The organism is Ruegeria sp. YKSE079, assembly GCF_059612845.1.
Window position 1 is genome coordinate 1 of sequence record NZ_JBXWRJ010000005.1, and the last position, 23,563, is coordinate 23,563.

The 23,563-nt window shown below is 57.2% G+C and carries 26 protein-coding genes and 1 tRNA gene; 7 read left to right on the plus strand and 20 right to left on the minus strand.

All coding sequences use genetic code 11. The features are described from left to right. Positions 1-65: 65 nt before the first annotated feature. The 9 genes from AC2FMY_RS05845 to AC2FMY_RS05885 form a co-directional block, all read right to left on the minus strand. Positions 66-1,328 (minus strand): glutamate-5-semialdehyde dehydrogenase, encoded by a 1,263-nt coding sequence (locus AC2FMY_RS05845; RefSeq protein ID WP_496748193.1) that lies wholly within the window; start codon positions 1,326-1,328, stop codon positions 66-68. A gap of 38 nt (positions 1,329-1,366) precedes the next feature. After that, a complete protein-coding gene (gene proB, locus AC2FMY_RS05850) occupies positions 1,367-2,473 on the minus strand; it encodes a glutamate 5-kinase (protein ID WP_480751379.1) in 1,107 nt (368 codons plus the stop codon). Beyond that, positions 2,461-3,495, minus strand: coding sequence for a GTPase ObgE (gene obgE / locus AC2FMY_RS05855; RefSeq protein ID WP_480751377.1), 1,035 nt, complete (start codon positions 3,493-3,495; stop codon positions 2,461-2,463). The genes proB and obgE overlap by 13 nt, the downstream gene beginning before the upstream one ends. A gap of 37 nt (positions 3,496-3,532) precedes the next feature. Then, entirely contained in the window at positions 3,533-4,069 is a 537-nt protein-coding gene (locus AC2FMY_RS05860) for a GNAT family N-acetyltransferase (protein WP_480751376.1), read from the minus strand. Beyond that, complete coding sequence (locus AC2FMY_RS05865) at positions 4,066-4,674, minus strand: LysE family translocator (protein WP_496747825.1); 609 nt, start codon at positions 4,672-4,674, stop codon at positions 4,066-4,068. Before AC2FMY_RS05865 ends, AC2FMY_RS05860 begins: the two co-directional genes overlap by 4 nt. Before the next feature lie 97 nt (positions 4,675-4,771). Beyond that, complete coding sequence (gene rpmA, locus AC2FMY_RS05870) at positions 4,772-5,041, minus strand: 50S ribosomal protein L27 (protein WP_480751372.1); 270 nt, start codon at positions 5,039-5,041, stop codon at positions 4,772-4,774. Positions 5,042-5,052: 11 nt separating this feature from the next. Continuing rightward, positions 5,053-5,652, minus strand: a complete 600-nt coding sequence (locus AC2FMY_RS05875) for a 50S ribosomal protein L21 (RefSeq protein WP_496747822.1) — start codon at positions 5,650-5,652, stop codon at positions 5,053-5,055. 211 nt (positions 5,653-5,863) lie between these two features. After that, complete coding sequence (locus AC2FMY_RS05880; protein ID WP_496747819.1) at positions 5,864-6,673, minus strand: DUF2059 domain-containing protein; 810 nt, start codon at positions 6,671-6,673, stop codon at positions 5,864-5,866. Continuing rightward, positions 6,673-7,515, minus strand: coding sequence for a DUF2059 domain-containing protein (locus tag AC2FMY_RS05885; RefSeq protein ID WP_496747818.1), 843 nt, complete (start codon positions 7,513-7,515; stop codon positions 6,673-6,675). Before AC2FMY_RS05885 ends, AC2FMY_RS05880 begins: the two co-directional genes overlap by 1 nt. A 123-nt stretch (positions 7,516-7,638) precedes the next feature. On the opposite strand from AC2FMY_RS05885, the gene AC2FMY_RS05890 reads away from it, so the two are divergent. Then, positions 7,639-7,728: transfer RNA gene (locus tag AC2FMY_RS05890), tRNA-Ser, on the plus strand. A gap of 113 nt (positions 7,729-7,841) precedes the next feature. Here AC2FMY_RS05890 and AC2FMY_RS05895 read toward each other — a convergent pair. From AC2FMY_RS05895 to AC2FMY_RS05935, 9 genes are all read right to left on the minus strand, one after another. Then, the gene (locus AC2FMY_RS05895) at positions 7,842-8,303 is read right to left on the minus strand and encodes a DUF411 domain-containing protein (RefSeq protein WP_496807126.1); all 462 of its coding nucleotides are present in this window, start codon (positions 8,301-8,303) and stop codon (positions 7,842-7,844) included. 113 nt (positions 8,304-8,416) lie between these two features. After that, positions 8,417-8,821 (minus strand): Cu(I)-responsive transcriptional regulator, encoded by a 405-nt coding sequence (gene cueR, locus AC2FMY_RS05900; RefSeq protein WP_496747815.1) that lies wholly within the window; start codon positions 8,819-8,821, stop codon positions 8,417-8,419. 12 nt (positions 8,822-8,833) lie between these two features. After that, positions 8,834-11,344: a heavy metal translocating P-type ATPase gene (locus AC2FMY_RS05905; RefSeq protein WP_496747812.1), complete on the minus strand. Its 2,511-nt coding sequence runs from the start codon at positions 11,342-11,344 to the stop codon at positions 8,834-8,836. 102 nt (positions 11,345-11,446) lie between these two features. Beyond that, entirely contained in the window at positions 11,447-11,899 is a 453-nt protein-coding gene (locus tag AC2FMY_RS05910; RefSeq protein WP_496807127.1) for a c-type cytochrome, read from the minus strand. Between the two features lie 69 nt (positions 11,900-11,968). Then, positions 11,969-12,523, minus strand: coding sequence for a cupredoxin domain-containing protein (locus AC2FMY_RS05915; protein WP_496747808.1), 555 nt, complete (start codon positions 12,521-12,523; stop codon positions 11,969-11,971). A gap of 51 nt (positions 12,524-12,574) precedes the next feature. Next, positions 12,575-13,006 carry a c-type cytochrome gene (locus AC2FMY_RS05920; RefSeq protein ID WP_496747806.1) on the minus strand — a complete coding sequence of 144 codons (432 nt, stop codon included), beginning with the start codon at positions 13,004-13,006 and terminating at the stop codon, positions 12,575-12,577. Positions 13,007-13,149: 143 nt separating this feature from the next. Then, on the minus strand, positions 13,150-14,214 hold the full coding sequence (locus tag AC2FMY_RS05925) for a dihydropteroate synthase (protein WP_480751356.1): 1,065 nt from the start codon (positions 14,212-14,214) through the stop codon (positions 13,150-13,152). A gap of 9 nt (positions 14,215-14,223) precedes the next feature. Continuing rightward, positions 14,224-15,150: a methylenetetrahydrofolate reductase gene (locus tag AC2FMY_RS05930; RefSeq protein ID WP_496807128.1), complete on the minus strand. Its 927-nt coding sequence runs from the start codon at positions 15,148-15,150 to the stop codon at positions 14,224-14,226. Between the two features lie 27 nt (positions 15,151-15,177). Further along, positions 15,178-15,474, minus strand: coding sequence for a virulence factor (locus AC2FMY_RS05935; RefSeq protein ID WP_480751354.1), 297 nt, complete (start codon positions 15,472-15,474; stop codon positions 15,178-15,180). 242 nt (positions 15,475-15,716) lie between these two features. Between AC2FMY_RS05935 and AC2FMY_RS05940 the strand changes: the two genes are divergently transcribed. From AC2FMY_RS05940 to AC2FMY_RS05950, 3 genes are read left to right on the plus strand one after another with little or no spacing between them, the layout of a single operon-like run. Next, on the plus strand, positions 15,717-16,829 hold the full coding sequence (locus AC2FMY_RS05940; protein WP_480751353.1) for a Ppx/GppA phosphatase family protein: 1,113 nt from the start codon (positions 15,717-15,719) through the stop codon (positions 16,827-16,829). Positions 16,830-16,838: 9 nt separating this feature from the next. Beyond that, positions 16,839-17,174 (plus strand): hypothetical protein, encoded by a 336-nt coding sequence (locus AC2FMY_RS05945; protein ID WP_496747801.1) that lies wholly within the window; start codon positions 16,839-16,841, stop codon positions 17,172-17,174. Between the two features lie 51 nt (positions 17,175-17,225). Further along, positions 17,226-17,942 carry an RlmE family RNA methyltransferase gene (locus AC2FMY_RS05950; RefSeq protein ID WP_480751351.1) on the plus strand — a complete coding sequence of 239 codons (717 nt, stop codon included), beginning with the start codon at positions 17,226-17,228 and terminating at the stop codon, positions 17,940-17,942. 324 nt (positions 17,943-18,266) lie between these two features. Here the strand turns inward: AC2FMY_RS05950 and AC2FMY_RS05955 are convergent, their stop codons facing one another. Beyond that, the gene (locus AC2FMY_RS05955; RefSeq protein ID WP_496747799.1) at positions 18,267-19,124 is read right to left on the minus strand and encodes a YihY/virulence factor BrkB family protein; all 858 of its coding nucleotides are present in this window, start codon (positions 19,122-19,124) and stop codon (positions 18,267-18,269) included. Between the two features lie 146 nt (positions 19,125-19,270). On the opposite strand from AC2FMY_RS05955, the gene AC2FMY_RS05960 reads away from it, so the two are divergent. The 3 genes from AC2FMY_RS05960 to cls all read left to right on the plus strand — a co-directional run bounded on the left by AC2FMY_RS05960 (position 19,271) and on the right by cls (position 22,986). Beyond that, on the plus strand, positions 19,271-20,350 hold the full coding sequence (locus AC2FMY_RS05960; RefSeq protein ID WP_496807129.1) for an AI-2E family transporter: 1,080 nt from the start codon (positions 19,271-19,273) through the stop codon (positions 20,348-20,350). After that, complete coding sequence (locus AC2FMY_RS05965; RefSeq protein ID WP_496807130.1) at positions 20,313-21,449, plus strand: acetoin utilization protein AcuC; 1,137 nt, start codon at positions 20,313-20,315, stop codon at positions 21,447-21,449. The genes AC2FMY_RS05960 and AC2FMY_RS05965 overlap by 38 nt, the downstream gene beginning before the upstream one ends. A 124-nt stretch (positions 21,450-21,573) precedes the next feature. After that, on the plus strand, positions 21,574-22,986 hold the full coding sequence (gene cls, locus AC2FMY_RS05970; RefSeq protein ID WP_496807131.1) for a cardiolipin synthase: 1,413 nt from the start codon (positions 21,574-21,576) through the stop codon (positions 22,984-22,986). Here cls and AC2FMY_RS05975 read toward each other — a convergent pair. Continuing rightward, positions 22,983-23,417, minus strand: coding sequence for an ion channel (locus tag AC2FMY_RS05975; protein ID WP_480751343.1), 435 nt, complete (start codon positions 23,415-23,417; stop codon positions 22,983-22,985). The two genes, cls and AC2FMY_RS05975, sit on opposite strands and share 4 nt — an antisense overlap. Positions 23,418-23,563: the final 146 nt, after the last annotated feature.

Here is a 23,563-nt window from a genome sequence, read left to right on the forward strand (position 1 = left end):
GCGGGCCGAAACGACATCGACCCGCGCCTCAATCCGATTCTGACTGGTCTTTCTTTGACGGAGCGTCAGGCGCGGGTGGTTCCGTTTCCGCGCACCAGATATTTGAAACTTGTCAGTTGCGCTGCGCCGACCGGGCCACGCGCATGCATCTTGCCGGTCGCGATGCCAATCTCGGCCCCCATCCCGAATTCGCCGCCATCGGCGAACTGAGTCGACGCGTTGTGCATCAGAATGGCACTGTCCAGGCGCTCGAAGAACCTTGCCGCCGTGGCGGCATCTTCGGTCATGATGCAATCAGTGTGGTTCGAGCCGTACTGACGGATATGGTCAATGGCCGCGTCAACATCCGCCACGGTGCGTGCAGCGATGATGCTGTCGAGGAATTCCTTGCCCCAGTCGGCCTCGGTCGCGGCAACGGTACCGTCGGTAGCCAAAGCGCCCTCGGCATGAACCTCGACACCTGCGGCAAGAAGTGCTGCGACGACATCCTTGCCAATCGAGTCCACGACATCCTGATGCACGAGCAGGCATTCCGCCGCGCCACAGATACCGGTTCGGCGGGTCTTGGCGTTCAGAACCACATCGATGGTCTTTACCGGATCAGCGGCCTTGTCGATATAGATGTGAACGATCCCTTCGAGATGGGCAAAAACGGGCACGCGCGCTTCGCGCTGCACAAGCCCAACCAGCCCCTTGCCACCGCGCGGCACGATGACATCGATATGGTCGGTCATGGTCAGCAATTCCTGAACCGCCGCCCGGTCGCGGGTCGGCACCAGCTGGATGGCATCTTCGGGCAGGTTCGCGGCCTTCAGTCCTTCAACCAGACAGGCGTGAATCGCCCCCGACGAGTGGAAGCTTTCGGACCCTCCGCGCAATATCACCGCGTTGCCGGATTTCAGGCACAGCGCGCCGGCATCCGCGGTAACGTTCGGGCGGCTTTCATAAATCACGCCGATCACCCCCAAGGGCGTGCGCACGCGCTGGATGTTCAGGCCGGTCGGCATTTCCCATTCCGCCAGAACTTCCCCAACAGGATCGGCCTGATCGGCCACCGTGCGCAGCCCGTCCACCATCCCCTGAATGCGCGCCTCATCCAGCATCAGCCGGTCCATCATCGCAGGGTTCAGGCCCTTGTCGCGCCCAAATTCCAGGTCTTTCAGATTGGCCTTGATGATCTTGTCGCGATTGGCCCAAACAGCATCTGCCGCTGCAATCAGCGCGGCATGTTTGCGTTCGGCAGTCGCAAAGGCAAGCTCTTTCGAGGCATCTTTGGCGCGGACACCGATCTCGGCCATCACAGCGGGTATGTTGTCCAGATCTTTCATAGCCAAGGCCTTTCTTCTACATCTTACAAAACTGCGCTTCAGAGAGCCATATCGTCCCGGTGAACAAGCGCCGCCCGACCCGGATATCCAAGAATACCTTCGATTTCCGAGGTTTTACGCCGCTTGATCGCGTCCGCTTCTTGCGCCGTATAGCGGCTGAGTCCCTGACCCAACCAACGGGCATCGGCATCCAGAATGGCAACTGGATCACCGCGACCGAAATCGCCGCAAACCTCGACGATCCCGGCAGGCAACAGGCTCTTGCCGTTTGCCAGTGCCCTGGCGGCGCCACTATCCACGATGATTTCGCCTCGCGGCTTCATCGCCGCAATCCAGCGTTTTCGCGCCGCATGCGGATCAAGTGTCGCTTTGAACCAAGTGCAGTTCGCTCCATTTTCCAACGTTGTCAGAGGGTTGAGGGGCGATCCTTCTGTAATCGCCATATCGCACCCCGCCGCAATGGCCATTTTTGCGGCCATCAACTTGGTCTTCATGCCGCCCTTGGACAGACCTGATCCTGCGTCTCCTGCCATCGCCTCGATCTCGGGCGTGATTTTTTCGATCACGTCGAAACGCAGGGCAGATGGATCGTGGTTCGGATTGGCGGAATAGAACCCGTCCACATCCGACAACAGGATCAACTGATCGGCCCCGACGGTTACGGCGATCTGCGCCGCCAGCCGGTCGTTATCGCCATAGCGGATTTCGTCAGTCGCCACGGTGTCGTTTTCGTTCACGATGGGAACGGCCCCGAGGCTGAGAAGTGTTTCCAGTGTTGCGCGGGAATTCAGATAGCGACGGCGATCTTCGCTGTCTTCGAGTGTAACCAACACCTGAGCCGTGGTGATGCCATGCGGATCCAGCGCCTCTTCATAAGCGCGGGCGAGACGGATTTGCCCGACGGCTGCAGCGGCTTGAGACTGTTCCAAAGGCAAGGTTGTTGCAGGAAGTTTCAGAACACCGCGCCCAAGTGCGATGGACCCCGACGAGACAAGGATGACGTCCGTGCCCTGCCCCTTGAGCCATGCCACGTCGCTGGCCAGGGAAACCAGCCAATCGCCGCGCAGCAACCCGGTGTAACGGTCGACCAGCAAGGCCGACCCGATCTTGACGACAATCCGTTTGGCCGACGTCAGGGTTGCCAAGGCTGCGCCTCCTCGGCGGGTTTGTGGCGCAAGCGGTCGGCGTCGATCTGCGTGCGCAGCGCGCGCAGCACCTCGGTCACGCCTTGGCGGGCGACACCTGACATGGTCATAACAGGGCCGCCAACGGCTTCTTCCAGCGCGCTTTTCGCCAGATCAAGTTCTTCTTCGTCCAGCGCATCGATCTTGTTCAGCACGGTAATGCGTGGCTTTTCAGCGAGATGACCGCCATAAGCCTCGAGCTCATGAATAATCGTGCGATAGTCATCGGCCACCGATTCCGAAGTGCCATCAACCAAATGCAACAGAACGGCGCAGCGTTCGACATGACCCAGGAACCGATCCCCAATACCGCGCCCTTCATGCGCACCTTCGATCAGGCCGGGGATGTCGGCCACGACAAATTCCACATTGTCGACACCGACAACGCCGAGATTGGGGTGCAGCGTGGTAAAGGGATAGTCGGCGATCTTTGGGCGCGCGTTCGATGTTGCCGCCAAAAACGTCGACTTGCCGGCATTCGGCATTCCCAGCAGCCCGACGTCGGCAATCAGTTTGAGCCGCAGCCAGATCGTGCGATCAATACCGTCTTGTCCGGGGTTTGCCCGACGCGGCGCCTGATTGGTGGCCGATTTGAAATGCAGGTTACCGAACCCACCATTCCCGCCGCGTGCCAGAAGCACGCGCTCACCAACTTCGGTCAGGTCAGCCAGAACGGTTTCCTGATCCTCATCCAGAATCTCGGTGCCGACCGGAACGCGCAGAACGATATCATCGCCATCCTTGCCGGTTTGTTGACGGCCGCGCCCCGGTTGTCCGTTCTTGGCAAAAAAATGCTGTTGATAACGAAAGTCGATCAGAGTGTTCAGCCCTTCGACCGCTTCTACCCAGACAGAGCCTCCTTTGCCGCCGTCACCGCCATCCGGGCCGCCGAACTCGATGAACTTTTCGCGCCGGAAGCTGACGCAACCGCCGCCTCCGGCCCCGGACCGGATATAGACCTTTGCGAGATCGAGAAATTTCATAGTGTCTTCCTAGTGCAAAGGCCCAATCGGGCACATGTCAGAGTTTTCGGCTATACGTCCAAGTGGGCACATTCGCATTGCGTGCCAGCGAAAAGGTTTCGGCATCGCCTAGATACTGGAAACCGCAATGTGTCAAGACACGCGCCGAGGCGGGGTTGTCTTGAAACACGCTGGCAAACATCGTGCGGTTGCCCAGCGGATTCTCATTAACCAGCGCTTCGACGGCCATAGAGGCGACGCCTGTGTTCCAGTAGATCGGCGCGACCCAATATCCAACCTCGGACTGATTGCGATCCATCTTTTCAAGAGAGATCAGGCCGATCAGTTCCGGCCCTCCATCCTTGGTTGCGTCCATCGTCCAGACGTCTTCGGTGCGGTCATCGGCCATGGCGCGGGTGACGAACGCCTCGACCGAACCCGGCGGTACCGGGTGCGGGATGGAGGTTGTCATGCGCGCCACACGCTCGTCACTGGTATAGTGCTCGATCAACCCCATATCCGACCGGCGTAACGGGCGCAGATCGAACCGCTCGGTTTCAATGACCGGCTGATTTATTATTGTTTCAAGTTTCATATGTGCGCTCCTCCTCCGAACAACACAAACAAGACAGATGCGACGGTCAGTCCCGCCAACATCCTCATCAGATATTTCTCGGACCCGGTTCCTGCAACCGTATGGGCGATCCGATCCCCGGCAAGCGTCCAGATCGGATGTAGCAGCAATTGGCTGCTCAACAGGCAGAGAGCGATCGTAAGCGTGGCCTCGAACGATGACGTTCCTACAGCGACAAAGCCGGTAAACCCGGCCACGATCATCGCCCAGGCCTTGGGATTAAGTGGATGAACCACCAACCCGGCCCAAAAACCCGGCGCGGTATCCTGTGCCTGACCCGGAGCAAGCCTAAGATTGGCGATTTTCCAGGCAAGCCAGAAAATATAGGCTGCAGAGGCGTATTTCAGCACGGTGAAAACGCCCGGCGCCTGCCCTGCCAATTCCATTAGCCCGAAACCGACCGGCCAGATGATCAGCTGTTTGCCCACCACCACCCCCGCAACAAAGGGCAAGGCCGCCCGAAACCCATAGCGCGCACCTGTCCCGAGCAGGGCCATGTTGGCCGGACCCGGTGTGCCGACCTGGGAGGCGGCAAAAATCAGGAAACTGGTCGTTGCGACAGGCATCGGGTTTGTTCTTCAACAGTTGGTGAAAACGAGAAAGGGGACCGGCATGTTCTGCCGGTCCCCCATGAATTTTCTCTTAACCTTCTTGGGTCTCGGCTTACTCTGCGGCCTCCGCCACTGGCAGGACCGAAATAAAGGTGCGGTTCTTGAGCCCCTTGTGGAACTTCACGGCGCCGTCGACGGTTGCAAAGATGGTGTGATCCTTGCCGATACCGACGCCTTCGCCCGGCCAGAACTTGGTGCCGCGCTGGCGCACGATGATGTTGCCTGCGACAGCGGCCTGACCGCCATAAAGTTTCACGCCAAGGCGACGACCTGCAGAGTCGCGACCGTTACGGGAGGAACCGCCAGCTTTTTTATGTGCCATTCTCTCTCTCCTTAGCCTTTAGCCAGCTCTTTGGCTTGCTCAACCCATTCGGGTTTCACTTTGACCGTCTCGATAGCAGCAATCTGCTCGTCCGACAAGGCGGCCAGAGCAGCAAAGCTGTCGATGCCAGCATCGGCCAGCTTCTTGGCGGCGGCGGGGCCTACACCAGTCAGCTGAGTCAGGTCGTCGGCAGCGGTAGCGGCCGGTGCCGCAGCTTTCCCGGCGGGCTTGGCTGCGGGTGCCGCAGCGCCTGCAGGCACAGAACCGGTCGCGGCCTTGACGCCCGATTTGTCCGCGCCCGATGCGAGGATGTCGATGATCTTGACAAGAGTCAGCTTTTGACGGTGGCCCTTGGTTCGCTTGGAACTGTGCTTACGACGGCGTTTGACGAAATTGATGACCTTGTCACCTTTGACCTGTTCGATCACTTCGGCCTGAACGGCTGCACCTTCGACAAAAGGCGCACCGACGACCGGCGCGTCACCACCCAGCATCAAAACGTCGTTGAATTGAACTTTTTCACCTGCGTCAGCAGCCAGTTTCTCAACGCGGAGCACATCGCCCGCCTGAACCTTGTACTGCTTGCCGCCAGTCTTGAGGACCGCAAACATGCGTCTTTCCTTTTCGTTGCCGCGTTCTGTGGTCCCCAGTTGCCTGGGTGTTCATGGCTCTTGCCACCTCGAACAGCGCGCCCTTGCCGGGCGGATTGAGACCCTTGGGGAGTTGTCCCGGGCCAAATAATAACGATACCCGGCGCGGGCGATCCGGCCGGGATGCGCGCTTATCGGAGCATTTCAGATGATTGTCAACCGAATTTCGGAACTAGAGTTCTGTTGCCATCATGGCGCGTGCCACGGCCATTCCCAGATCAAAGGAAATACGATCATACATGTCCGCGAACCCGGAAAAGAAAGCCTCATTCAGAGCGCGACCAGCATTGGTCTGTGAAAAGGCGATGTTTTCGCGAATTTGCGCGTCGGTGAGCGGCTGGTAGGCCATCAGCAGGAATCCGTAGAGCCACACGGTTGTCTCTTCTATCGCATCGTCTTGCTGTTCCAACAATTCCGACAATATGGCGCCGTCGTCTACCGGTGCATCCTGCCCTTCGGCAAAACCGCGAAAAAAATGCAGATCCGAACTGAACGAACCGCGCACGTTTTGCTCTATCAGATCATTTACCCTGATATATTCACGGATCAACCGGAGCCGAGGATCATTGTCGTCCAGGTCTTCATAGATTGAGCGCGCATAGTCCTCGATGGCGGGATCAAGATAGGCGCGGCGGGCCGAATTCTCCAGTGCGATGATTTTTTGGCCGAGATCACTGTCGAAGAACACGGTCGCCTGCACGAGATGCTCGGCCGTCATGTTGCGACCCAGCGCGTTTTTCAGATCGTTGGCCATCTTCTCGATGGAATAGGTCTTGTTCACCTGTTGCTGAAACGGCAAGCCACCCTCGCCGCCGAGCATCTCTTCGTCGAGGCTTTGACCATATGCCAGCCCTTCTTCACGAAGGATCGCGACCACCTCGTTCAGCCTGAGGGCTTCTGCAAGCCTGTCCAGGTTTTCGTCCGCGGCACAGGCGGCAGAAACGAAGGACAGGAGAAAGAACAGAGCTGCAATTAAACGCATCAGATATCCTGTGCAGGTTGAAGATCCGCCATCCGCGCGGCCAACACCTCAAACCGGCCTGCCATGATTTCGTATTGCACGGCATTCAGGAGTTCATACACCTCCTGCATAAGCGGTTGTTCAAGCGCCTCGACATAGATGTCGACTTCGGTGTCGGAGAAATCCTTGTAGGTATAAGCCGCTCCGGCCAAGGCGGAGAGTTGCAGCGCGCTGCGCATGGCCCCTTCGTTCCGTTTCAGCATGGCCAGAAGCTCATCGGCATCGAGCGCCAGGTCAATCACGCCTGCGGCACTGGCAGCCAACAGGAACCTGAGCTGGATTTCCTGCAGTGCGCGCAAGGCGGTGTCGCTGGTATCGACCGCGCGGTTCATCCGCTTGAGGCTTTCCACACGCCGCGCGCCCTGCTTGACCAGATCGGCAACAATCGCTTGCCCTTCCAGTTCTTTGACCTCGTCATCTTCTATCATGTGCGATGCATTTTCTGCTTCGACCAGCCTTTGCCCAAGATCCGAGGCATAAAACTCGACCGCGTGGTTGAGTGCATCGTTGGAAAGCGTCTGTTCCAGGATTTGCACCGCGGTCTCGTGCATAATCCCGGTGTCGAACACTTCTTCGGTGAGTTCTTCCCACTGGGTCCCAAATGAACCCGCGTCGACGCCAAGCATTTCGGGAGCCGATGATGACGCAAGGGCGATGCTGTCAAGTGCCACGTCGAATCCAGTAGTCGTCAGGAATGCTTCGATCCTGTCCCGATCAGCGGCACGAACGGAAACTGGTGCTGACATCGCCAACACGGCGACAAACACCAACAACGGGGCACAAAGGCGAAACACTGATTTCATGCCTCCTAGCCTATGTGAAATCCAACCATGAGCAATGGAAAAACCGTCTCTGACCAAAAAGCAGAAATTTCCGCTTGCACCCCTGCGCGATCACTACTAAATCCCCCCCTCACAGACCCCCGCGGAGAGGTGCCGGAGTGGTCGAACGGGGCGGTCTCGAAAACCGTTGTGGGTGCAAGCCCACCCAGGGTTCGAATCCCTGTCTCTCCGCCATTTTGCGATATTCGTTGAATTGTTGGCTGGACTAGAGGCGCACTGCGTTTCCGGGTATCCCGAAAGCGGCCGCGAGGACGGCCACTCCGCATGTTCTGGTATTTGTGAAAGCCTCAGGCTGCGGGGTAGCTGGTGAAGATTTGCGTGCGCCCGTCACGGTGGACCAGATACACATCATAGGCTTCACGCTCACCTTCAGGCCCCATTCCTGGCGAGCCATAGGGCATTCCCGGAACCGAAAGACCGATGGCGTCGGGGCGGTCAGCAAGGAGTCGCCGGATATCTTCGGGCGGTACGTGCCCTTCGATCACATACCCATCAACAGTCGCAGTGTGGCAGGACGTCATCTGATCAGGGATGCCGTTCGCGATCTTGTATGCATAAAGGTCGTCCCATGACGCGTCTTCGACGCTTACCGAGAAACCTTCCCGTTTCATGATCCCGATCCACGCGCCGCAACAGCCGCAATTGGGGTCCTTCAGAACGTGCACGGTCGTTGGGGCCAGAGCCAGCGCCTGACCTGCATGGGCAATTGGAAAAACACAAATTCCGGCAACAAAAGCACGGCGGTTCATTGTTGGCATGTCGGGTCCTTTCCGGATAATCGGCCTTTCGGGGTTCTCTTGCCGGGTACCTGTTGCCCAATACTCCGGCTTCTCGGCTTCTTTCCATGACTTTGCTCAAGCGCTCACTCGAACAATGCAGATCGGCTTCGCCCGAGGTCTTCGAGAATTGGGCAATCAGGGCGGTCATCGCCGGCGCATTCGGCGATCAGATGCGAGAGAGTAGCCTCCATCGCTTTCAGGCCCGCGATCTTTTCGGCAATCTCTTTCAGGTTGCGCTTGGCAATTCGTTTTACATCTGCGCTGGCGCGGTCCTTGTCCTCGTAAAGCGCCAGCAGGTGGCGACAGTTCTCGATGGTGAAGCCCAAAGACCGGGCACGGCCGATGAACGCGAGTTTGTGAAGGTCCGTCTCGCAAAAACGGCGGTATCCGTTTTGTCCGCGCTTAGGAGAAATCAGCCCGATGTCTTCGTAGTAGCGGATCGTTTTTGCCGGAAGCCCGGAGCGGGTCGCAACATCACCGATATTCATGGTCTCTCCTCGTTATTCCGCTGGTGCGGCGTGTAACGCCGTCTTGCCGTTCTTTTCGGTTGCAGCACCCCTGCCCGTCGCAGGTCGAACCCATCTGAGCCGCAATGCGTTGGACAGAACAAAGACACTGGACAGAGCCATCGCGCCAGCGGCCAACATCGGCGACAAGAGCGGTCCACCAAAGGGGTAGAGAATACCTGCGGCCACGGGGATCAGCACGACGTTATACCCAAAGGCCCAGAACAGGTTCTGATGGATGTTACGCATAGTTTTCCGGCTTATGTCGAAGGCGTTGACCGAACCGATCAAATCGCCGGAAATCAGCACAACGTCAGCAGCTTCGATTGCCACATCGGTGCCAGTTCCAACCGCGATGCCCACGTCGGCCGCGGCCAGCGCGGGGGCATCGTTGATCCCGTCACCAATGAACGCCAGTTTGTCGCCACTGGTTCTCAAACCTTCCAGTGCAGCTACCTTTCCTTCTGGCAAAACCTCGGCCACCACGTGATCGATGCCCAGAACATCGGCTATGGCCTGAGCAGTACCCGCGTTGTCACCGGTGATCATGGCGGTCTTCAACCCCATTGCGTGAAGGGAGCGAAGAACATCTGGTGTCGTCGATTTGATCGGGTCGGCCACTGCCAGAACGGCAGCAATACGGCCATCGACTGAAGCGTAGAAAGGGGATTTTCCCTTGCTGGCAAGATCCGAACGCAAGTCGGCCAGAGTCCCGAGATCCACGTTTTCGCGTGACATGAGGCGATCGGCACCGACAAGAACATCGCGCCCTTCGACACAGGCGCGAACGCCATAGCCCGGGATCGCCGTGAAGCTGTCCATGGCCGTCATGGGGGCTTTTTGTGTTTCGGCCGCGCGCACAATGGCTTCGGCGACGGGATGCTCCGACTTGGCCTCGACCGAGGCGACAAGGCCCAGAATCTCTTGTTCTGAGAACCCTTGTACCGTTATCAGGTCGGTCAGTTCCGGGCGGCCCTGGGTCAATGTTCCGGTCTTGTCAAAGGCCACAATGCCGACATCCTTGAGAAGTTGTAGCGCGTCGCCCCGGCGGAACAGGACGCCCATTTCTGCAGCTCGTCCGGTCCCGACCATGATCGAGGTCGGCGTGGCCAGCCCCATCGCACAGGGACAGGCGATGATCAGCACCGCGACACCGGTCACAAGGGCCAGGCTTAGCGCCGGATCGGGTCCGAATAACAGCCAGACCGTGACTGTCAGGGCCGCAGCGGCCAAAACTGCGGGAACGAACCAGGCGGTTATCCTGTCCACCGCGCTCTGAATGGGCAGTTTTGCCCCTTGCGCCTGCTGCACCAGATTGATGATTTGAGCAAGCATAGTGTCCGAGCCGACTTTCTCGGCCCGAAATGTCAGGGTGCCATTGCCGTTCACGGTGCCGGCGACAACCATCGTTCCCTTCTTCTTTTCGACCGGCACCGGCTCACCGGAAATCATGCTTTCGTCAACATAGGACGAACCCGTCAACACATGCCCATCCACAGCGATTTTTTCACCAGGACGAACACGGATCACGTCCCCGACGCCAATATCCTCGATAGCGCGCTCGACTGCTTCACCGTTCTCTTCGACCAGTGCGGTTTTGGGCTGTAGGCCAACCAGCTTGCGTATTGCGTCACCGGTCCGACCTTTTGCGCGCGCTTCGAGAAACCGGCCAAAGAGGATCAGAACCACGATTACTGCAGCGGATTCGAAATAGACGTTTGCGGTTCCTCTGGGAAGTATACCCGGAGCAAAGGTCGCCACGACAGAAAAACCATAAGCCGCCGATGTTCCCAGCGCGACCAGAGAATTCATGTCGGGAGCGCGTCTAACAAGCGCCGGGAAGCCTTTGGCATAAAACTGAAAGCCGGGGCCAAACAACACCATGGATGTCAACAAGAACTGCAGGTAGTAGCTGTTCTGATGTCCGATCGTATTTGCGATCAGGTGATGTAGACCGGGAATAATGTGGCTTCCCATCTCGATCAGGAAAACAGGCAAGGCGAGGACGGCTGCCAGCAAGGTGCGCTGCGCCAATATCCGGATTTCATCCTGTTTTTGCTGATCGACTGCAGCAGTTTGGCCCGCGCGTACTGACGCCGGGTATCCGGCGGACGAGGAGATTTCTGCGATTGCCGCCGGAGTCGTCGCCCCGACCGCGTAGCGAATGGTTGCGGTTTCGTTGGCAAGATTGACCGACGCATCCAATATACCGTCGCCGGCCTTCAAGGCGCTTTCTACACGCCCGACGCAGGAAGCGCAGGACATGCCGCTGATTTCTAACGTGGTTTCGTCCGTTATTGCCGGATAACCAGCGCTGTTCAAGCCAGCCACCAGATCACCGACAAACACGGCGTCGTCATATTCGACCTGCGCCGAAGCGTTTGCGAGATTGATCGAGGCGGAATGAACGCCGGGAAGCTCAGTCAGGGCATTTTCGACGCGCCTGACGCACGACGCGCAATTCATTCCGTTTATTAGGAGGCGAATGTTTCGAGTCATATTCATCACCAGTGGCTTTGCTGGTGAAACAGATAAGAGTTCCAGTTACTGGAAGGTCAATAGCGCCGCGGACAAAAACCCTGTCATTTCGGCGTAGAGGAAAGAACCTCACTTGCCAGAGGTCGAAAGTTCCTCTTCTTGTGTACGGAGTTTTTGGTAGTCGCGTTCCTTGTCCGACCAGTTAGATTTGATGAACATCAGAACGTTCGCTATGTCGGTATCCGTCAGCGTATCGCCAAAACCCGGCATTGCACTTTTCACCCCTTTGATGCCCATTTCTTTCAGGATCGCCTGTCCACCCTTTTTGACATAGTCGAACAGCATCCCATCGCCGTGGTGCCACGTATGACCTGTGTGGTCGTGGGGGGGCGCACGCAGGCTCCCATCATCGTTGGGTGTCTGCCAGTCTGCCTCGCCTTTCAAATTCGCCCCGTGACACGGGGCACAGAACTCGGCGTAAAGCGGTGCGCCCTTCGCGATGTCGCCTGTCGGCGCTCGTTTCGCATCCAGCAGAAAAACCAGGAATATCCCCACCAGCGCGAGAATGCCCAGCAGGGACACGGGTAGGATTGTTTGCCAGACAGACTTTTGCAATTCGCGACCCAATCCTGATTTCCGCGGCACCGGCCGTTACGAATGGTCGTGGTGTCCCATTTTGAGGGTACCGCGCATGCCGCCTTCCCGGTGGCCCGGTACGTTGCAGGACAGTTCCAGATCGGCATCACCGGAAAAAGTCCAGATCAGTTCTGCTGTCTCACCGGGTTCCAATAAAAGGCTGTTCCCGTCGTCATGGGCCATGCCGGTTGTACGCATCACGTCGTGATTGATCCTGTCTGCCTCCAAGGCGCCTGTTTCCATCATTTCCAGCATTTCCGACATATGGGCCTGGTGCATCGCGGCCGTCCCAATGTTGAATTCATGCACAAATTCGCCGGTGTTGGTGACAACAAACCGAACGGTTTCGCCGGATTTGATCGAAAGGTTATTAGGTTCGAACCTCATTTCACTCATCGCGATATTTACGGTACGGTCGACGTCAGCCGCTTTTCCTGGCGTCCCAATGTTGACTGCATCGTGGTGGCCACCGTGCCCATGTCCGCCCGAATGCGAACCGCCCGCATTTGTTTCACCGGCTTGCCAGCCAATGAGAGCCGCCAGAGCAGGTAACAGCAAAACCCGTTTCATTGTTTCTCCCTTTCAAATTCATCTTCCGGCTCGTCAGTATTTCCGCCGTGATCAGATACCGTTTTCCCGTTGCAGTTCCCTAACATAGGAAACGATCCCTTTGACGTCACCGTGCGTCAGGCCATCGACCGGAGGCATGTTTCCAAACCGCCAATGATGCGAGCGGACGCCGTTCGCGACAGCCACAAAGAAAGCCTGGTCGGAATGGTGGCCCGGTTCATAGATCTTGTGAACCAGTGGCGGTCCCGATCCATCAACACCTGCAGCATTCACGCCATGGCACATAGCGCATTTGGCTTCGAAGGCGACTTTTCCCACCAAGGCCTTTTCGGTGAGATCGGCGGGTACCGACACTTGCGCAAGCGCAACGGTTCCACCTGAGGACTCGCCAATTGCCGCAGGCTTTCCGCCAGACATTGAAAAATACAAGGCCCCTGCCCCGACTACGAGCAAGCCAGTCAAGCCCAGCATGTTTTTGTTCATTCCAAGTATCCGCTTTTGCTGATTCACCTCGCTTTTGCCAACTTCCAGTACTGGAACGTCAACCTAGGCTTTTCAAAAGTTCGTGACAGCAAACGAAAAGGCCGGGCAAATGGCCCGACCTTCTTTTTCAAACTTGACTTGGATTATGCCCGGCGGCGGCGGCCACCGCCACCACGACGGCCACGGCCTTCACCTTCGGAACCTGCAGCGTCAGGCGCCTTGTTGAACCGGATCCATTCGGAACCGTGCGGGTCGTTGTTGGTCAGCAGATTTGCGGCGCGGATGGCCTCCATCTCCTTGCCCGCGCGCGGCAGTGTCGAACCCAGGCCAAACATCGTGACAAAGGTTTCGTCATCCATGCCTTCGGGAAGGATGATGCCAGCGGCGGCAACTTCTTCTTTCTTGGCGGCAATTGCCTTTTGCGTAATTGGCAATGCGACCGGGTTCATGATCGCTGAGGTCATGCCGGCACCCATTGCCATCGGCAGGAAGGCATTGTTGATGCCGTGACGGTTGGGAAGACCGAACGAGATGTTTGAGGCGCCACAAGTGGTGTTTACGCCCAATTCTTCGCGCAGGCGGCGGACCAGTGCAAATACCTGTTGGCCTGCGGTTGCCATCGCGCCGATTGGCATGACCAGCGGGTCCACGACAATGTCGTGTGCAGGAATGCCGAAATCCGCGGCACGCTGAACGATCTTCTTGGCCACGTCGAAACGCACGTCCGGGTTTTCCGAGATACCGGTGTCGTCGTTGGAGATCGCAACAACCGGCACGTTGTATTTCTTGACCAGCGGCAGAACCAGTTCCAGACGCTCTTCCTCGCCAGTGACCGAGTTCAGCAACGGACGGCCTTCGGCGGCCGCAAGCCCGGCCTCTAGCGCGCCGGGCACCGACGAGTCGATGCAGAGCGGAACGTCGACCAGGCCCTGAACCAGCTCGACGATCCGGGTCATCAGCGGCGGTTCCGTCTCGTTCGGGTTGGGGTTCGAGTTGTATACCACACCCGCATTGATATCGAGCACCGTGGCCCCGGCGGCAACTTGCGCCAGCGCGTCTTTTTCAACGGTCGAAAAATCGCCCGCTTCCAGTTCGGCAGCCAGTTTCTTGCGGCCGGTGGGGTTGATCCGCTCACCGATCACGCAGAACGGTTCGTCGAAACCCAGGATGGCTGTTTTTGTTTTTGATTCTACGACTGTACGGGTCATGTCCGATCCTTAGGAGTTTGCGGGCTTTGCCGAAGCGCCGCCGTTTTCAATGGCCCAGTTGGCGTTGGTCTTGATGCCGCCAAGCGGGAAGAAGTGCACGTTGGTGATGTTGAAATCCGGATTGGCTGCCTTGTGCTCGGCCAGTGCGGTGATCACGTCGTTGGGCTCGTAAGGCAGCAGCAGCTTGGACACGTCCATGGCGCGCTTCTGAAGCACCTTTAGTGACGGGCCAACACCGCAGGCGATGGCGAACTTGATCAGCGTTTGCAGCTTAGCGGGACCTGCAATGCCGATGTGGATCGGCAGGTTGACACCTGCCTCTTTCAGTGCGTTTGCCCAGGCGATGATCGGCTTGGGGTCAAAGGCGAACTGGGTCGCCAACGCCATTTCGGCGTCGGTGCGCTCGCTGAACTGCTGTTTCCACTGCAGCGCCGCGTCGACGTTCTTGCGTGAACCGTCGGGGTCGATGTCCTTGTTTCCTTCGGGGTGTCCGGCAACGTGCAGGCGCTTGAAACCAGCTTTGTCAAACAGGCCGGTTTCCATCAACTGCGTCGAGCTGTCGAATTCACCATGGGGCTTTTCGACACCGCCAGCCAGCAACAATGCCTGATCAACGCCGGCCTCGCCCTGATACATTGAAATCCAGTTTTCCAGCGTCGCCGCATCCTTGATGATGCGGGCCGGGAAGTGGGGCATAACCGGATAGCCTTCGGCCGCGATCCTTTTGGCGGTCTTGACCATTTCGGCAATCGGAGTACCCTCGATATGGGCGATATAGACGCGAGTGCCCTGGGGCAACAGCGCGCGGAAATCCTCGACCTTTTCAGCGGTCCTCGGCATCACCTCAATCGAATAGCCCTGCAAAAAGGCTTCGACGGTCGGGTTTACCGGGGCTTTCTCGGCCACATCACGTTTCTTGAAGTTCAGCAAAGCCATCTTGGCCTCCCATAAAGAGTTTCGGGCTTATGCCCAACCGTCATTTGCAATCAGGGTCTTGATCCGGTCCTGATCGTATTCAGCTTCCAGACGCCTGGCCTCGGCCTCGGCAACGTCAACCGGATCGCCTTCGACCTCGAACGGGGCGGCTTTGCGCCATTCCGCAAGATAGGCATCGGTATCCTGTGCTCCGACCTTCATCGCGGCACGATCGATCGCCTGCTCGAAGCGCTCGGCCAGTTGCTTTTTAGCTCCGCGCCGCCCCTTCCCCACGATGACTTGGGCGGGGATGTCGCGCCAATAAACGATGGTAACTTCGGGCATACCGAATGATTCCTCCTGACCTGGTGAGGCGGTTCTAAACTCCAATCTGCGCCAAAGTCGGTCGGATTTCGACACCTGCAGCATTTGCAGCGACCTTTTCGCATACCCAAGGATACGGTAGGAGCCTGTAGGGATTCTACCGCTGCCGCGTATCAAAATTCTCATGACCTTCATGAGCCGCTTGCGCCGCGCCAAGGCCCGCCATATGGTCGAGGTAACTCGAAATCGGAGGGCGTGTAGTCATGGCGCCCAAGCGTCCCAAAGGTGCGGGCGCGTTCCCGAAAGCGGTCGAAAGCCCCGCGCCTAGCAGGCCCGATCCTGATGCGCTGTATGCCGCGCTGGATCTGGGTACAAATAGTTGCCGCATGCTGATTGCCCAACCCAAGGGCAGCGGTTTTCATGTGGTGGACAGTTTCTCAAAGTCTGTTCAACTGGGCGCCGGGCTGGAACGGACAGGTAGGTTGTCGCGTTCATCGATGTCCCGCACGGTTCAGGCCCTTCGCATCTGCCAGCAAAAGCTCAAACGCAACAAGGTCAACCGGATGCGGTTGGTGGCGACCGAAGCCTGCCGTCGTGCCAAGAACTCGCGGGAATTCATCCGTCAAGTCAAGCGCGAGACCGGATTGACACTTGAAATCATCCAACCCGAGGAGGAAGCCCGGCTCGCCGTGATCTCCTGCGCGCCGCTGGTGTCGACCAAGACTGAGCAACTTTTGGTGGTCGATATCGGAGGCGGATCAACCGAGTTGGTCTGGATCGATATCTCTTCGGTTCCACGCCGCGACCGGCCTGCGGCGATCATGAGACTGCATGCTGGATTTCATCCACCCGAAAGCCCCTTTCCCGCCGCCAAGGTAGTGGATTGGATCAGCGTGCCGCTGGGTGTCGCCACCCTGCGCGACCAGTTTCACGATGTTGAGGACGACGCCGCCCGTTTTGCGCTGATGAGCTGGTTTTTTGAAGAAAACCTCGCCGATTTTGCCCCTTACAAAGACGTACAAGCGCGGGCGGGGTTTCAGATCGTCGGAACCAGCGGAACCGTGACGACGGTTGCGGCTTCGCATCTTGGCCTCAAGCGATATGACCGAACTAAGGTGGATGGCCTTCGTATGACATCGGATCAAATCGACAAGGTCATTCGCGGCTACCTTGATCTCGGTCCGGAAGGTCGCCGCCGCGATCCCCGCATTGGCGAGGACCGGCAGGCGCTGATCATGTCGGGTTCGGCCATTTTGCAGGCGTTGTTGCGCTGTTGGCCCACTGACCGGCTGTCGGTCGCAGATCGTGGACTGCGGGAAGGGCTGCTTTATGCACAGATGAGCGCGGATGGCGTGCTGGAAGATGGGCCGTTCTAAGAAACAACTATGAAACTCGTGCGTGTAGCCAGCGCCTATCGTATGGCGACCGTTGCGACTACGATTTGCGTATTGGAAGCCGCCGGGTTTGATGTTTTTTGCCCCGGCTTTCATACCACGGTATTACTACCGCACTATGCGCTGTCATTTGGAGGTGTTCCGATTTGCGTACCGAAAGATCAAGCTGCAGATGCCCTGGAGTTGCTACGATCTTTCACCTCTCCAAATGAGAATAACCTCGCAGTTCTTTCTCAAGCACTAAATTGTCTCGGTTGGCTCGGATTTGGCGTTTCGACACCTTGGTCAGATCTGGCGCTGGTAGATAAAGTCACACCCCTTACTTGATACAGGGGCGTCTTGCCGATATTGACCGGACAGTTTCAGGAGATCGGTCAAATGGCAAAGACGCCGAGCGGAAAGAACACCTCTGGCCGGGGCCAACGCGATCTGAAGGTCAAGGTCAAGACGGCACGCGGGCGCAAGCTCAGTTCAACCCGCTGGTTGCAGCGCCAGTTGAACGATCCCTACGTCAAACGGGCGCAGGCCGAAGGATACCGAGGTCGCGCGGCCTTCAAAATCCTGGAACTGGACGACAAGTTCCGATTTCTTGTACCGGGTGCGCGCGTTGTCGACCTTGGTTGTGCGCCAGGCGGATGGTGTCAGGTCGCCGTCAAACGCGTAAACGCACTGGGCGAAAAATCCGGCAAAAAGATCGGGACAGTTCTGGGTATTGACCTACAGGAAGTTGAACCGATCGCGGGTGCCGAGATTCATCAATTGGATTTCATGGCCGATGATGCGGATGAACAGGTGAAGGAGTGGTTGGGCGGCAAAGCGGATGTGGTCATGTCCGACATGGCTGCCGCCTCGTCCGGACATAAGCAAACCGACCATTTGCGGATCATCGCACTGTGTGAAACTGCCGCTCATTTCGCGTTCGACGTTCTCGAGGAAGGCGGCACATTTGTCGCCAAGGTGTTGGCTGGTGGAGCCGAGGGTGATCTGCAGAAATTGCTCAAGCAGAAGTTCGAGAAGGTCGCGAATGTCAAACCACCTTCTTCCCGCTCGGACAGTTCCGAGAAGTTTGTCGTGGCAACAGGGTTTCGCGGTTAGCGATCAGACTGCGTGAAACGGGTTTTTGTCGTTATCTTGTGAATTTTTCGTTAAATCTGGCTTATTGGGCCGGTATTGATTGACCGCATTGACCATATCTTCGGCCGATGGTGCCTCAGGTTTTTCCGACAAGTCATTGTATCTGAGTAGGGAAAAGAGTTGGGCGTGCCGGCCCAAAGGTTCTTTCTCGAACATGGATCACCTAATAACAAACCAGGTCCACTCGGACCCATATTCTTTTTGATAAACTAATTTGGCTTTTTGAGGTCCTTTTTGTGACGGCTATGTGGCGCATTGATCTCGGGCTTGGAACTGATAACACACTTAACGCCGTGGTGCAGCGCTCAGATCCATCAGGGCACCATTGAATTCGGCGCCAAGGATTAGAATGGCAGCGCAAAGGTACAGGAAAATCAATGCTGCCATAGCCCCGGCCAGTCCCGCATAAGTCGCGCTGTAGGTGGCGAACTGCGCGACATAAAAGGAAAACCCCCAACCGCCTGCCGCCCAGAGCAAAATTGTCAGCCCCACTCCGGGCAGGATTTGCATCAAGCTGTGGCGGTGAGGTGGCAACAAGGCATGAAAGGCGAGTACCATGCCGACCGGCATCGCAACGGTGAAAATCCAGCCAAGCCGGTCGACGGACAGCCATTCCACCGCTTCGCCCGGCAACCGCTCGGTCACCAGCTTGGTGTAGGCGGGCAAAACGACCTCAAAGGCTGCAGCACCCAGAACAGCCGCTCCTCCCCCGATAACCAGTGCCACGCATAACAGACGTGATTTCCAAAACGCGCGCGTATCCACATCGTGATAGGCTTGCGTCAGCGCGATACGCACGGCATTTACGCCGTTTGACGCAAAATAGATGGTCAAAACGCCGCCAATGGTCATGACACCCGAGCTTGCGCCGCGCAACACGGCGCGTAGCTCCGCTTCGATCGGATCAGCCACCTCTTTAGGCCAGGCCCCGAACATCAACTCGATCAACTCGTCGGTCATATAATTCTGTGAAAGGCTCCCGGCGAGGGCAACGGTGAACAGCACAAACGGAAACAGCGCCATCATTAGCGACATCGCAACATGACTGCTCATGACAAAGCCATTCTTTGCGACAAATCTCTTGCCGGCGAGCCATAGGGCGCGCACAGGCCGTGGGATGGCGAGATTCGAGGAAACCGTCATAACCAAACCCTAGCCCGGCTTTCACGCGGCCTGAACCCCGGAATTGCCAGCCCTGCCAAGGCATCCGGAACGTTGCACTCTGGTATCAGAATGGGCAACATCCCTTAGAATGGGCAAAACAGTGGGCCGACAAGGGTTTCAGTTACATGACGGACAAACACGACAACACCCTTTCGTCCATACGGTTCAGCCTGCCTGCGGTTAGGGACACGCTGATCGTCCTGACGCTGATCGTCTTCGCACTTTACGCGGGATCGGCGTTTCTGATCCCGTTGGCGCTGGCTTTGTTGGTAAACGTCCTGATCATCGCAGTCAGCGACAGAGTTGTTTCCTGGGTTCACATTCCGGTATGGCTGGCAAATCTTTCAGGCATCACCGTCGTCCTGGCAGGATTGTTCCTAATCGTCTACGTCCTTGGCAGCCAGGCCACACAGTTCGCGCGCACTCTGGGCACGTACGAAAACCAGTTTGATGTGGCTGTCGGTCGGATCACCGGTTTCGTCGGCAACGATGTGACAAATTTCGTGCGGGACAACTTGATCAACATCGACATGGCGCTGGTGGCCCGTACGGCGCTGGGCAGCGCGACCTCGCTGTTGAACCAGTTCTTTCTGATCAGCCTTTATGTCGCCTTCCTGATGGCCGAGCGGTTAGCCTTTCGCAAAAAGATCCGACTTGCGGCTGGAAGCCCAAAGCTTGGTGATGACATGGCTTCGGTCATGGATGCGATTTCCTTGAGTTTACAGAAATACCTGGGTGTCAAGACCTTCATCAGCGCCGTGACCGCCCTGATCAGCTATGCGGTATTCAAGGTTCTCAAGTTGGAGTACGCGGAGACATGGGCCGTTTTAACTTTTGCACTGAACTTCATTCCGTCAATTGGCTCGATCATCGCGGTGATCTTTCCGGCGCTGGCCTCGCTGGTGCAGTTCGAATCCGTCACACCGTTTCTGATCATCGTGTTCGGGTGCGGAACACTGCAGTTCCTGATCGGCAATTTCCTGGACCCGGCAATGCTGGGTCGATCACTGAACATGTCAACATTTCTGGTCATTCTGGCACTGACATTCTGGACAACGGTTTGGGGGCTGATCGGGGCATTTCTGAGTGTTCCGCTGACGGTCTGCATCCTGATCGTCTTTAGTCATGTACCTTCGCTGCGGCCTGTTGCGATCCTAATGTCGCTGGATGGTCAATTGGTTGATAACGGCCCCGACGGTGAATGACTCTCTGTTCATAGGGGCGGAAATTTATCGCCACTCGACCTATGGACGAAACCACCCGCTGGCCATCCCGAGAGTGTCGACGGTCATAGACTTGTGCCGGGTCTTGGGGTGGTTGCCCCAAGCGCAATACTTGACGAGCCCGAGGGCAAAACCCGCCGCGCTTACCCTGTTTCACACGCCGGAATATATTGCCGCGCTGCAAGATGCGGAACGCCAGCAATATGTAAGCGACAACGTACGTAAACGCCATGCATTGGGCACAATGTCGAACCCGGTTTTTCCCGAGATGTACCGGCGCCCCGCCACGGCTGCCGGTGGGTCGATGCTGGGGGCGGAACTGATCGCTGAGAGAGGCGCCGTCTTCAATCCGGCAGGCGGCACCCATCATGGATTTCCCGACCGGGCTGGAGGCTTTTGCTATCTCAACGATCCGGTTCTTGCGATCCTGAGGTTACTGGCTACAGGATTGGAACGCATCGCTTACGTTGACATCGATGCACATCACTGTGACGGAGTTCAAGACGCTTTTGCCGGTTCCGAAAATGTCCGGCTTATTTCGGTTCACGAAGAAAGGCGCTGGCCATTCACCGGCGGTCTCAACGATGATACCGGCGGCACAGCATTTAACTTGCCTGTACCAAAAGGTTTTAACGATGACGAGTTTTCTTTGGTCCTAGACAACCTGATCCTACCGGCAATTTCGGCTTTCAAACCGAATGCAATTGTGTTGCAGTGCGGGGCAGATGCCGTATTCGAGGACCCCCTGTCGCGGCTTACCCTGTCCAATAATTCGCACTGGCGATCCGTAACTGCACTGAACGAATTAACCGATCGCCTACTTGTTCTTGGCGGCGGCGGTTACAACCCATGGTCGGTCGCAAGGTTGTGGACAGGCGTCTGGGCGACGCTTTCGGGGTATGAAGTGCCCGACCGCCTTCCCCAACCTGCTGTTTCGGTCCTGCAGGCGTTGACATGGCGACGGGCGGCGGGGCGCAGTCCCCCGGAAAGCTGGTGCACGACTTTGCGCGATAAGCCGCGTTTCGGCCCCATACGCGAAACAATTCGGGCAACGGTAGCAGAGTTGCGAAGCAGGCTTTGAGTTTCACTTGCAAACTGGGCAAACATGCGGACAAACCTCTCAGGCTCAAAAATCATTGCTGTGGCCTCAGACCTTGATCAGGAATACACTGACCTTGTTAAGTTACTGAAACGACCGGATTACAATGTGGACCGCCATCGTCTCTGCCACCGTTTTTGCGGCTTACGCCTTGGCCGTATATTGCGCTGTGCGCGCAGCACAAACCGCACGAACGCCACAAGGCGCGGTGGGTTGGGTGGTTTTCCTTCTGTCCTTCCCGTTCGCCGGCTTGCCACTTTACATGTTTCTGGGACATCACCGGTTTCGGGGCTACCGCATTGCTCGCCGCGAAAGTGAACGGGTTGTCGCCGGCCTCAAGGCCTTTGCCGAGGCGAGCAGCCCCGACCCCAGGGAAATGTCCATCAACCCTCGACCCTTCGAGGACCTGGCCCATATGCCGGTGTCCCGCGGCAATGGCGCCGATCTGTTGATTGACGGGGAAGATACCTTTCAGGCAATCTTCAAGGCGATCGACGCCGCAGAAAAATACGTTCTGATTCAGTTCTATATCGTGAGAGACGACGAGCTTGGGCTGGAGTTGCAGGAAAAACTGATCGCTGCGCACCGGCGGGGGGTGCATGTCCGTTTCCTGACGGATGCTGTCGGAAGTTATGGCCTGCCCCGCAGATATTTCGACAAGCTTCGAAAGGCAGGGATCGACGTTGCTGATCCGCGCGATCAACGCGGACCGAATTTCCGGTTTCAGCTCAATTATCGTAACCATCGCAAAACCGTCGTGATTGATGGCCACACAGGGTTCATTGGCGGCCACAATGTGGGTGTGGAATATCTGGGGCAAGAGACCGATTTCGGCCCTTGGCGGGATACTCATCTGCGTGTCCGCGGCCCCATCGCCCTGCAATTGCAGTTGGTTTTTGCCGAGGATTGGCACTGGGCGCGAAACGAAGACCTGATCGATCTGTTAACATGGGCGACCCCTGCCGCACCCGAGGACATGAATGCGCTGATCGTGGCGACCGGCCCCGGCGACCGCACCGAGACCGGTGCGATGATGTTCTTCGCAGCAATCACTGAAGCACGTGAACGGCTGTGGATTGCCTCGCCGTACTTCGTTCCCGATATCGACATCATGACCGCGCTCAAACATGCGGCCATGCGAGGTGTCGATGTGCGCATTCTGGTTCCCGAAGTGGCCGACCACAGGATCCCTTGGCTTGCCGCATTCGCCTATTTCGATGAGATCCGCGACTGTGGCGTACGCATCTTTCGGTATGACGACGGTTTTATGCATCAAAAGGTATTCGTGGTCGATGATACTTTGGCCGCGGTCGGTACGACAAATCTCGACAACCGGTCATTCAGGTTGAATTTCGAAGCAATGGCCCTGTTTTTTGATCACCGTGCCGCACACTCTATCGCCGAGATGCTGAAAGACGATTTCAATTCCAGTTATGAATTGACAAAAAGGCTGGAGGATCAACCGATTTATATCCGGTACGGGGCACCGATTGCCCGCCTTTTCGCACCAATCCTCTAAGACAGGAACCGGTCCTCGAACAACCGGGTCATGAGGGCCACGAGGAACGCGGTAGACAACCCAAAAGCCAGCAATCCTGTCACCGCTGCAAAGGACCCGAAAATCCTCAGCTCTTCGCCCAGCACAATGTCGCCATAGCCCAGGGTGGTGAAGGTGACCAATGAAAAGTAGAGAGCGGTGTTCCAGTCTGGGAGGATATCGCTCCAAACCCAGACAATGGCCCAGATCCAGACCTGAATTGTGTGAATCGCGACGATGGTGGCCAATGCAACCACGATCGGCGCGGCGGTTCGCACGACCAATCCGCGATTGCAACATTTTTCGTGCACGCTTCGGATCAGAACCGTGCACCAGGTCAAAAGGCCGATCTCGATGAGGAAGCAAATCATCAGATAGACACTGCCCCACAAAATTTGTTGCGACAATGTCATGCTTGGTCTCCTCGCTACCTGGTCAAACTCAGTTCAAGAATGACCCGGCGTTGATAGAGGAACAACCCCTGGCCGACACTTGCATCAATGGTCATGTTGCGGCGAATTGTTCAAAGGCGGGATCAACGCTGGACATGCGGTTGCCG

Excerpts from the sequence above, each read along its gene's own strand:
- cueR (WP_496747815.1), bottom strand. The coding sequence starts at position 8,821 with ATGAATATCGGTGATGTTGCGACCCGCTCCGGGCTTCCGGCAAAAACG.
- AC2FMY_RS05880 (WP_496747819.1), bottom strand. The coding sequence starts at position 6,673 with ATGCGTTTAATTGCAGCTCTGTTCTTTCTCCTGTCCTTCGTTTCTGCC.
- cls (WP_496807131.1), top strand. The coding sequence starts at position 21,574 with ATGTGGACCGCCATCGTCTCTGCCACCGTTTTTGCGGCTTACGCCTTG.
- AC2FMY_RS05955 (WP_496747799.1), bottom strand. The coding sequence starts at position 19,124 with ATGACGGTTTCCTCGAATCTCGCCATCCCACGGCCTGTGCGCGCCCTA.
- AC2FMY_RS05915 (WP_496747808.1), bottom strand. The coding sequence starts at position 12,523 with ATGAAACGGGTTTTGCTGTTACCTGCTCTGGCGGCTCTCATTGGCTGG.
- AC2FMY_RS05845 (WP_496748193.1), bottom strand. The coding sequence starts at position 1,328 with ATGAAAGATCTGGACAACATACCCGCTGTGATGGCCGAGATCGGTGTC.
- AC2FMY_RS05975 (WP_480751343.1), bottom strand. The coding sequence starts at position 23,417 with ATGACATTGTCGCAACAAATTTTGTGGGGCAGTGTCTATCTGATGATT.
- AC2FMY_RS05905 (WP_496747812.1), bottom strand. The coding sequence starts at position 11,344 with ATGAATATGACTCGAAACATTCGCCTCCTAATAAACGGAATGAATTGC.
- AC2FMY_RS05935 (WP_480751354.1), bottom strand. The coding sequence starts at position 15,474 with ATGCCCGAAGTTACCATCGTTTATTGGCGCGACATCCCCGCCCAAGTC.
- rpmA (WP_480751372.1), bottom strand. The coding sequence starts at position 5,041 with ATGGCACATAAAAAAGCTGGCGGTTCCTCCCGTAACGGTCGCGACTCT.
- AC2FMY_RS05860 (WP_480751376.1), bottom strand. The coding sequence starts at position 4,069 with ATGAAACTTGAAACAATAATAAATCAGCCGGTCATTGAAACCGAGCGG.
- AC2FMY_RS05940 (WP_480751353.1), top strand. The coding sequence starts at position 15,717 with ATGGCGCCCAAGCGTCCCAAAGGTGCGGGCGCGTTCCCGAAAGCGGTC.
- AC2FMY_RS05895 (WP_496807126.1), bottom strand. The coding sequence starts at position 8,303 with ATGAACCGCCGTGCTTTTGTTGCCGGAATTTGTGTTTTTCCAATTGCC.
- AC2FMY_RS05875 (WP_496747822.1), bottom strand. The coding sequence starts at position 5,652 with ATGTTTGCGGTCCTCAAGACTGGCGGCAAGCAGTACAAGGTTCAGGCG.
- AC2FMY_RS05965 (WP_496807130.1), top strand. The coding sequence starts at position 20,313 with ATGGTCAATTGGTTGATAACGGCCCCGACGGTGAATGACTCTCTGTTC.
- AC2FMY_RS05950 (WP_480751351.1), top strand. The coding sequence starts at position 17,226 with ATGGCAAAGACGCCGAGCGGAAAGAACACCTCTGGCCGGGGCCAACGC.
- AC2FMY_RS05925 (WP_480751356.1), bottom strand. The coding sequence starts at position 14,214 with ATGACCCGTACAGTCGTAGAATCAAAAACAAAAACAGCCATCCTGGGT.
- AC2FMY_RS05865 (WP_496747825.1), bottom strand. The coding sequence starts at position 4,674 with ATGCCTGTCGCAACGACCAGTTTCCTGATTTTTGCCGCCTCCCAGGTC.
- AC2FMY_RS05920 (WP_496747806.1), bottom strand. The coding sequence starts at position 13,006 with ATGAACAAAAACATGCTGGGCTTGACTGGCTTGCTCGTAGTCGGGGCA.
- obgE (WP_480751377.1), bottom strand. The coding sequence starts at position 3,495 with ATGAAATTTCTCGATCTCGCAAAGGTCTATATCCGGTCCGGGGCCGGA.
- AC2FMY_RS05930 (WP_496807128.1), bottom strand. The coding sequence starts at position 15,150 with ATGGCTTTGCTGAACTTCAAGAAACGTGATGTGGCCGAGAAAGCCCCG.
- AC2FMY_RS05885 (WP_496747818.1), bottom strand. The coding sequence starts at position 7,515 with ATGAAATCAGTGTTTCGCCTTTGTGCCCCGTTGTTGGTGTTTGTCGCC.
- AC2FMY_RS05960 (WP_496807129.1), top strand. The coding sequence starts at position 19,271 with ATGACGGACAAACACGACAACACCCTTTCGTCCATACGGTTCAGCCTG.
- AC2FMY_RS05945 (WP_496747801.1), top strand. The coding sequence starts at position 16,839 with ATGAAACTCGTGCGTGTAGCCAGCGCCTATCGTATGGCGACCGTTGCG.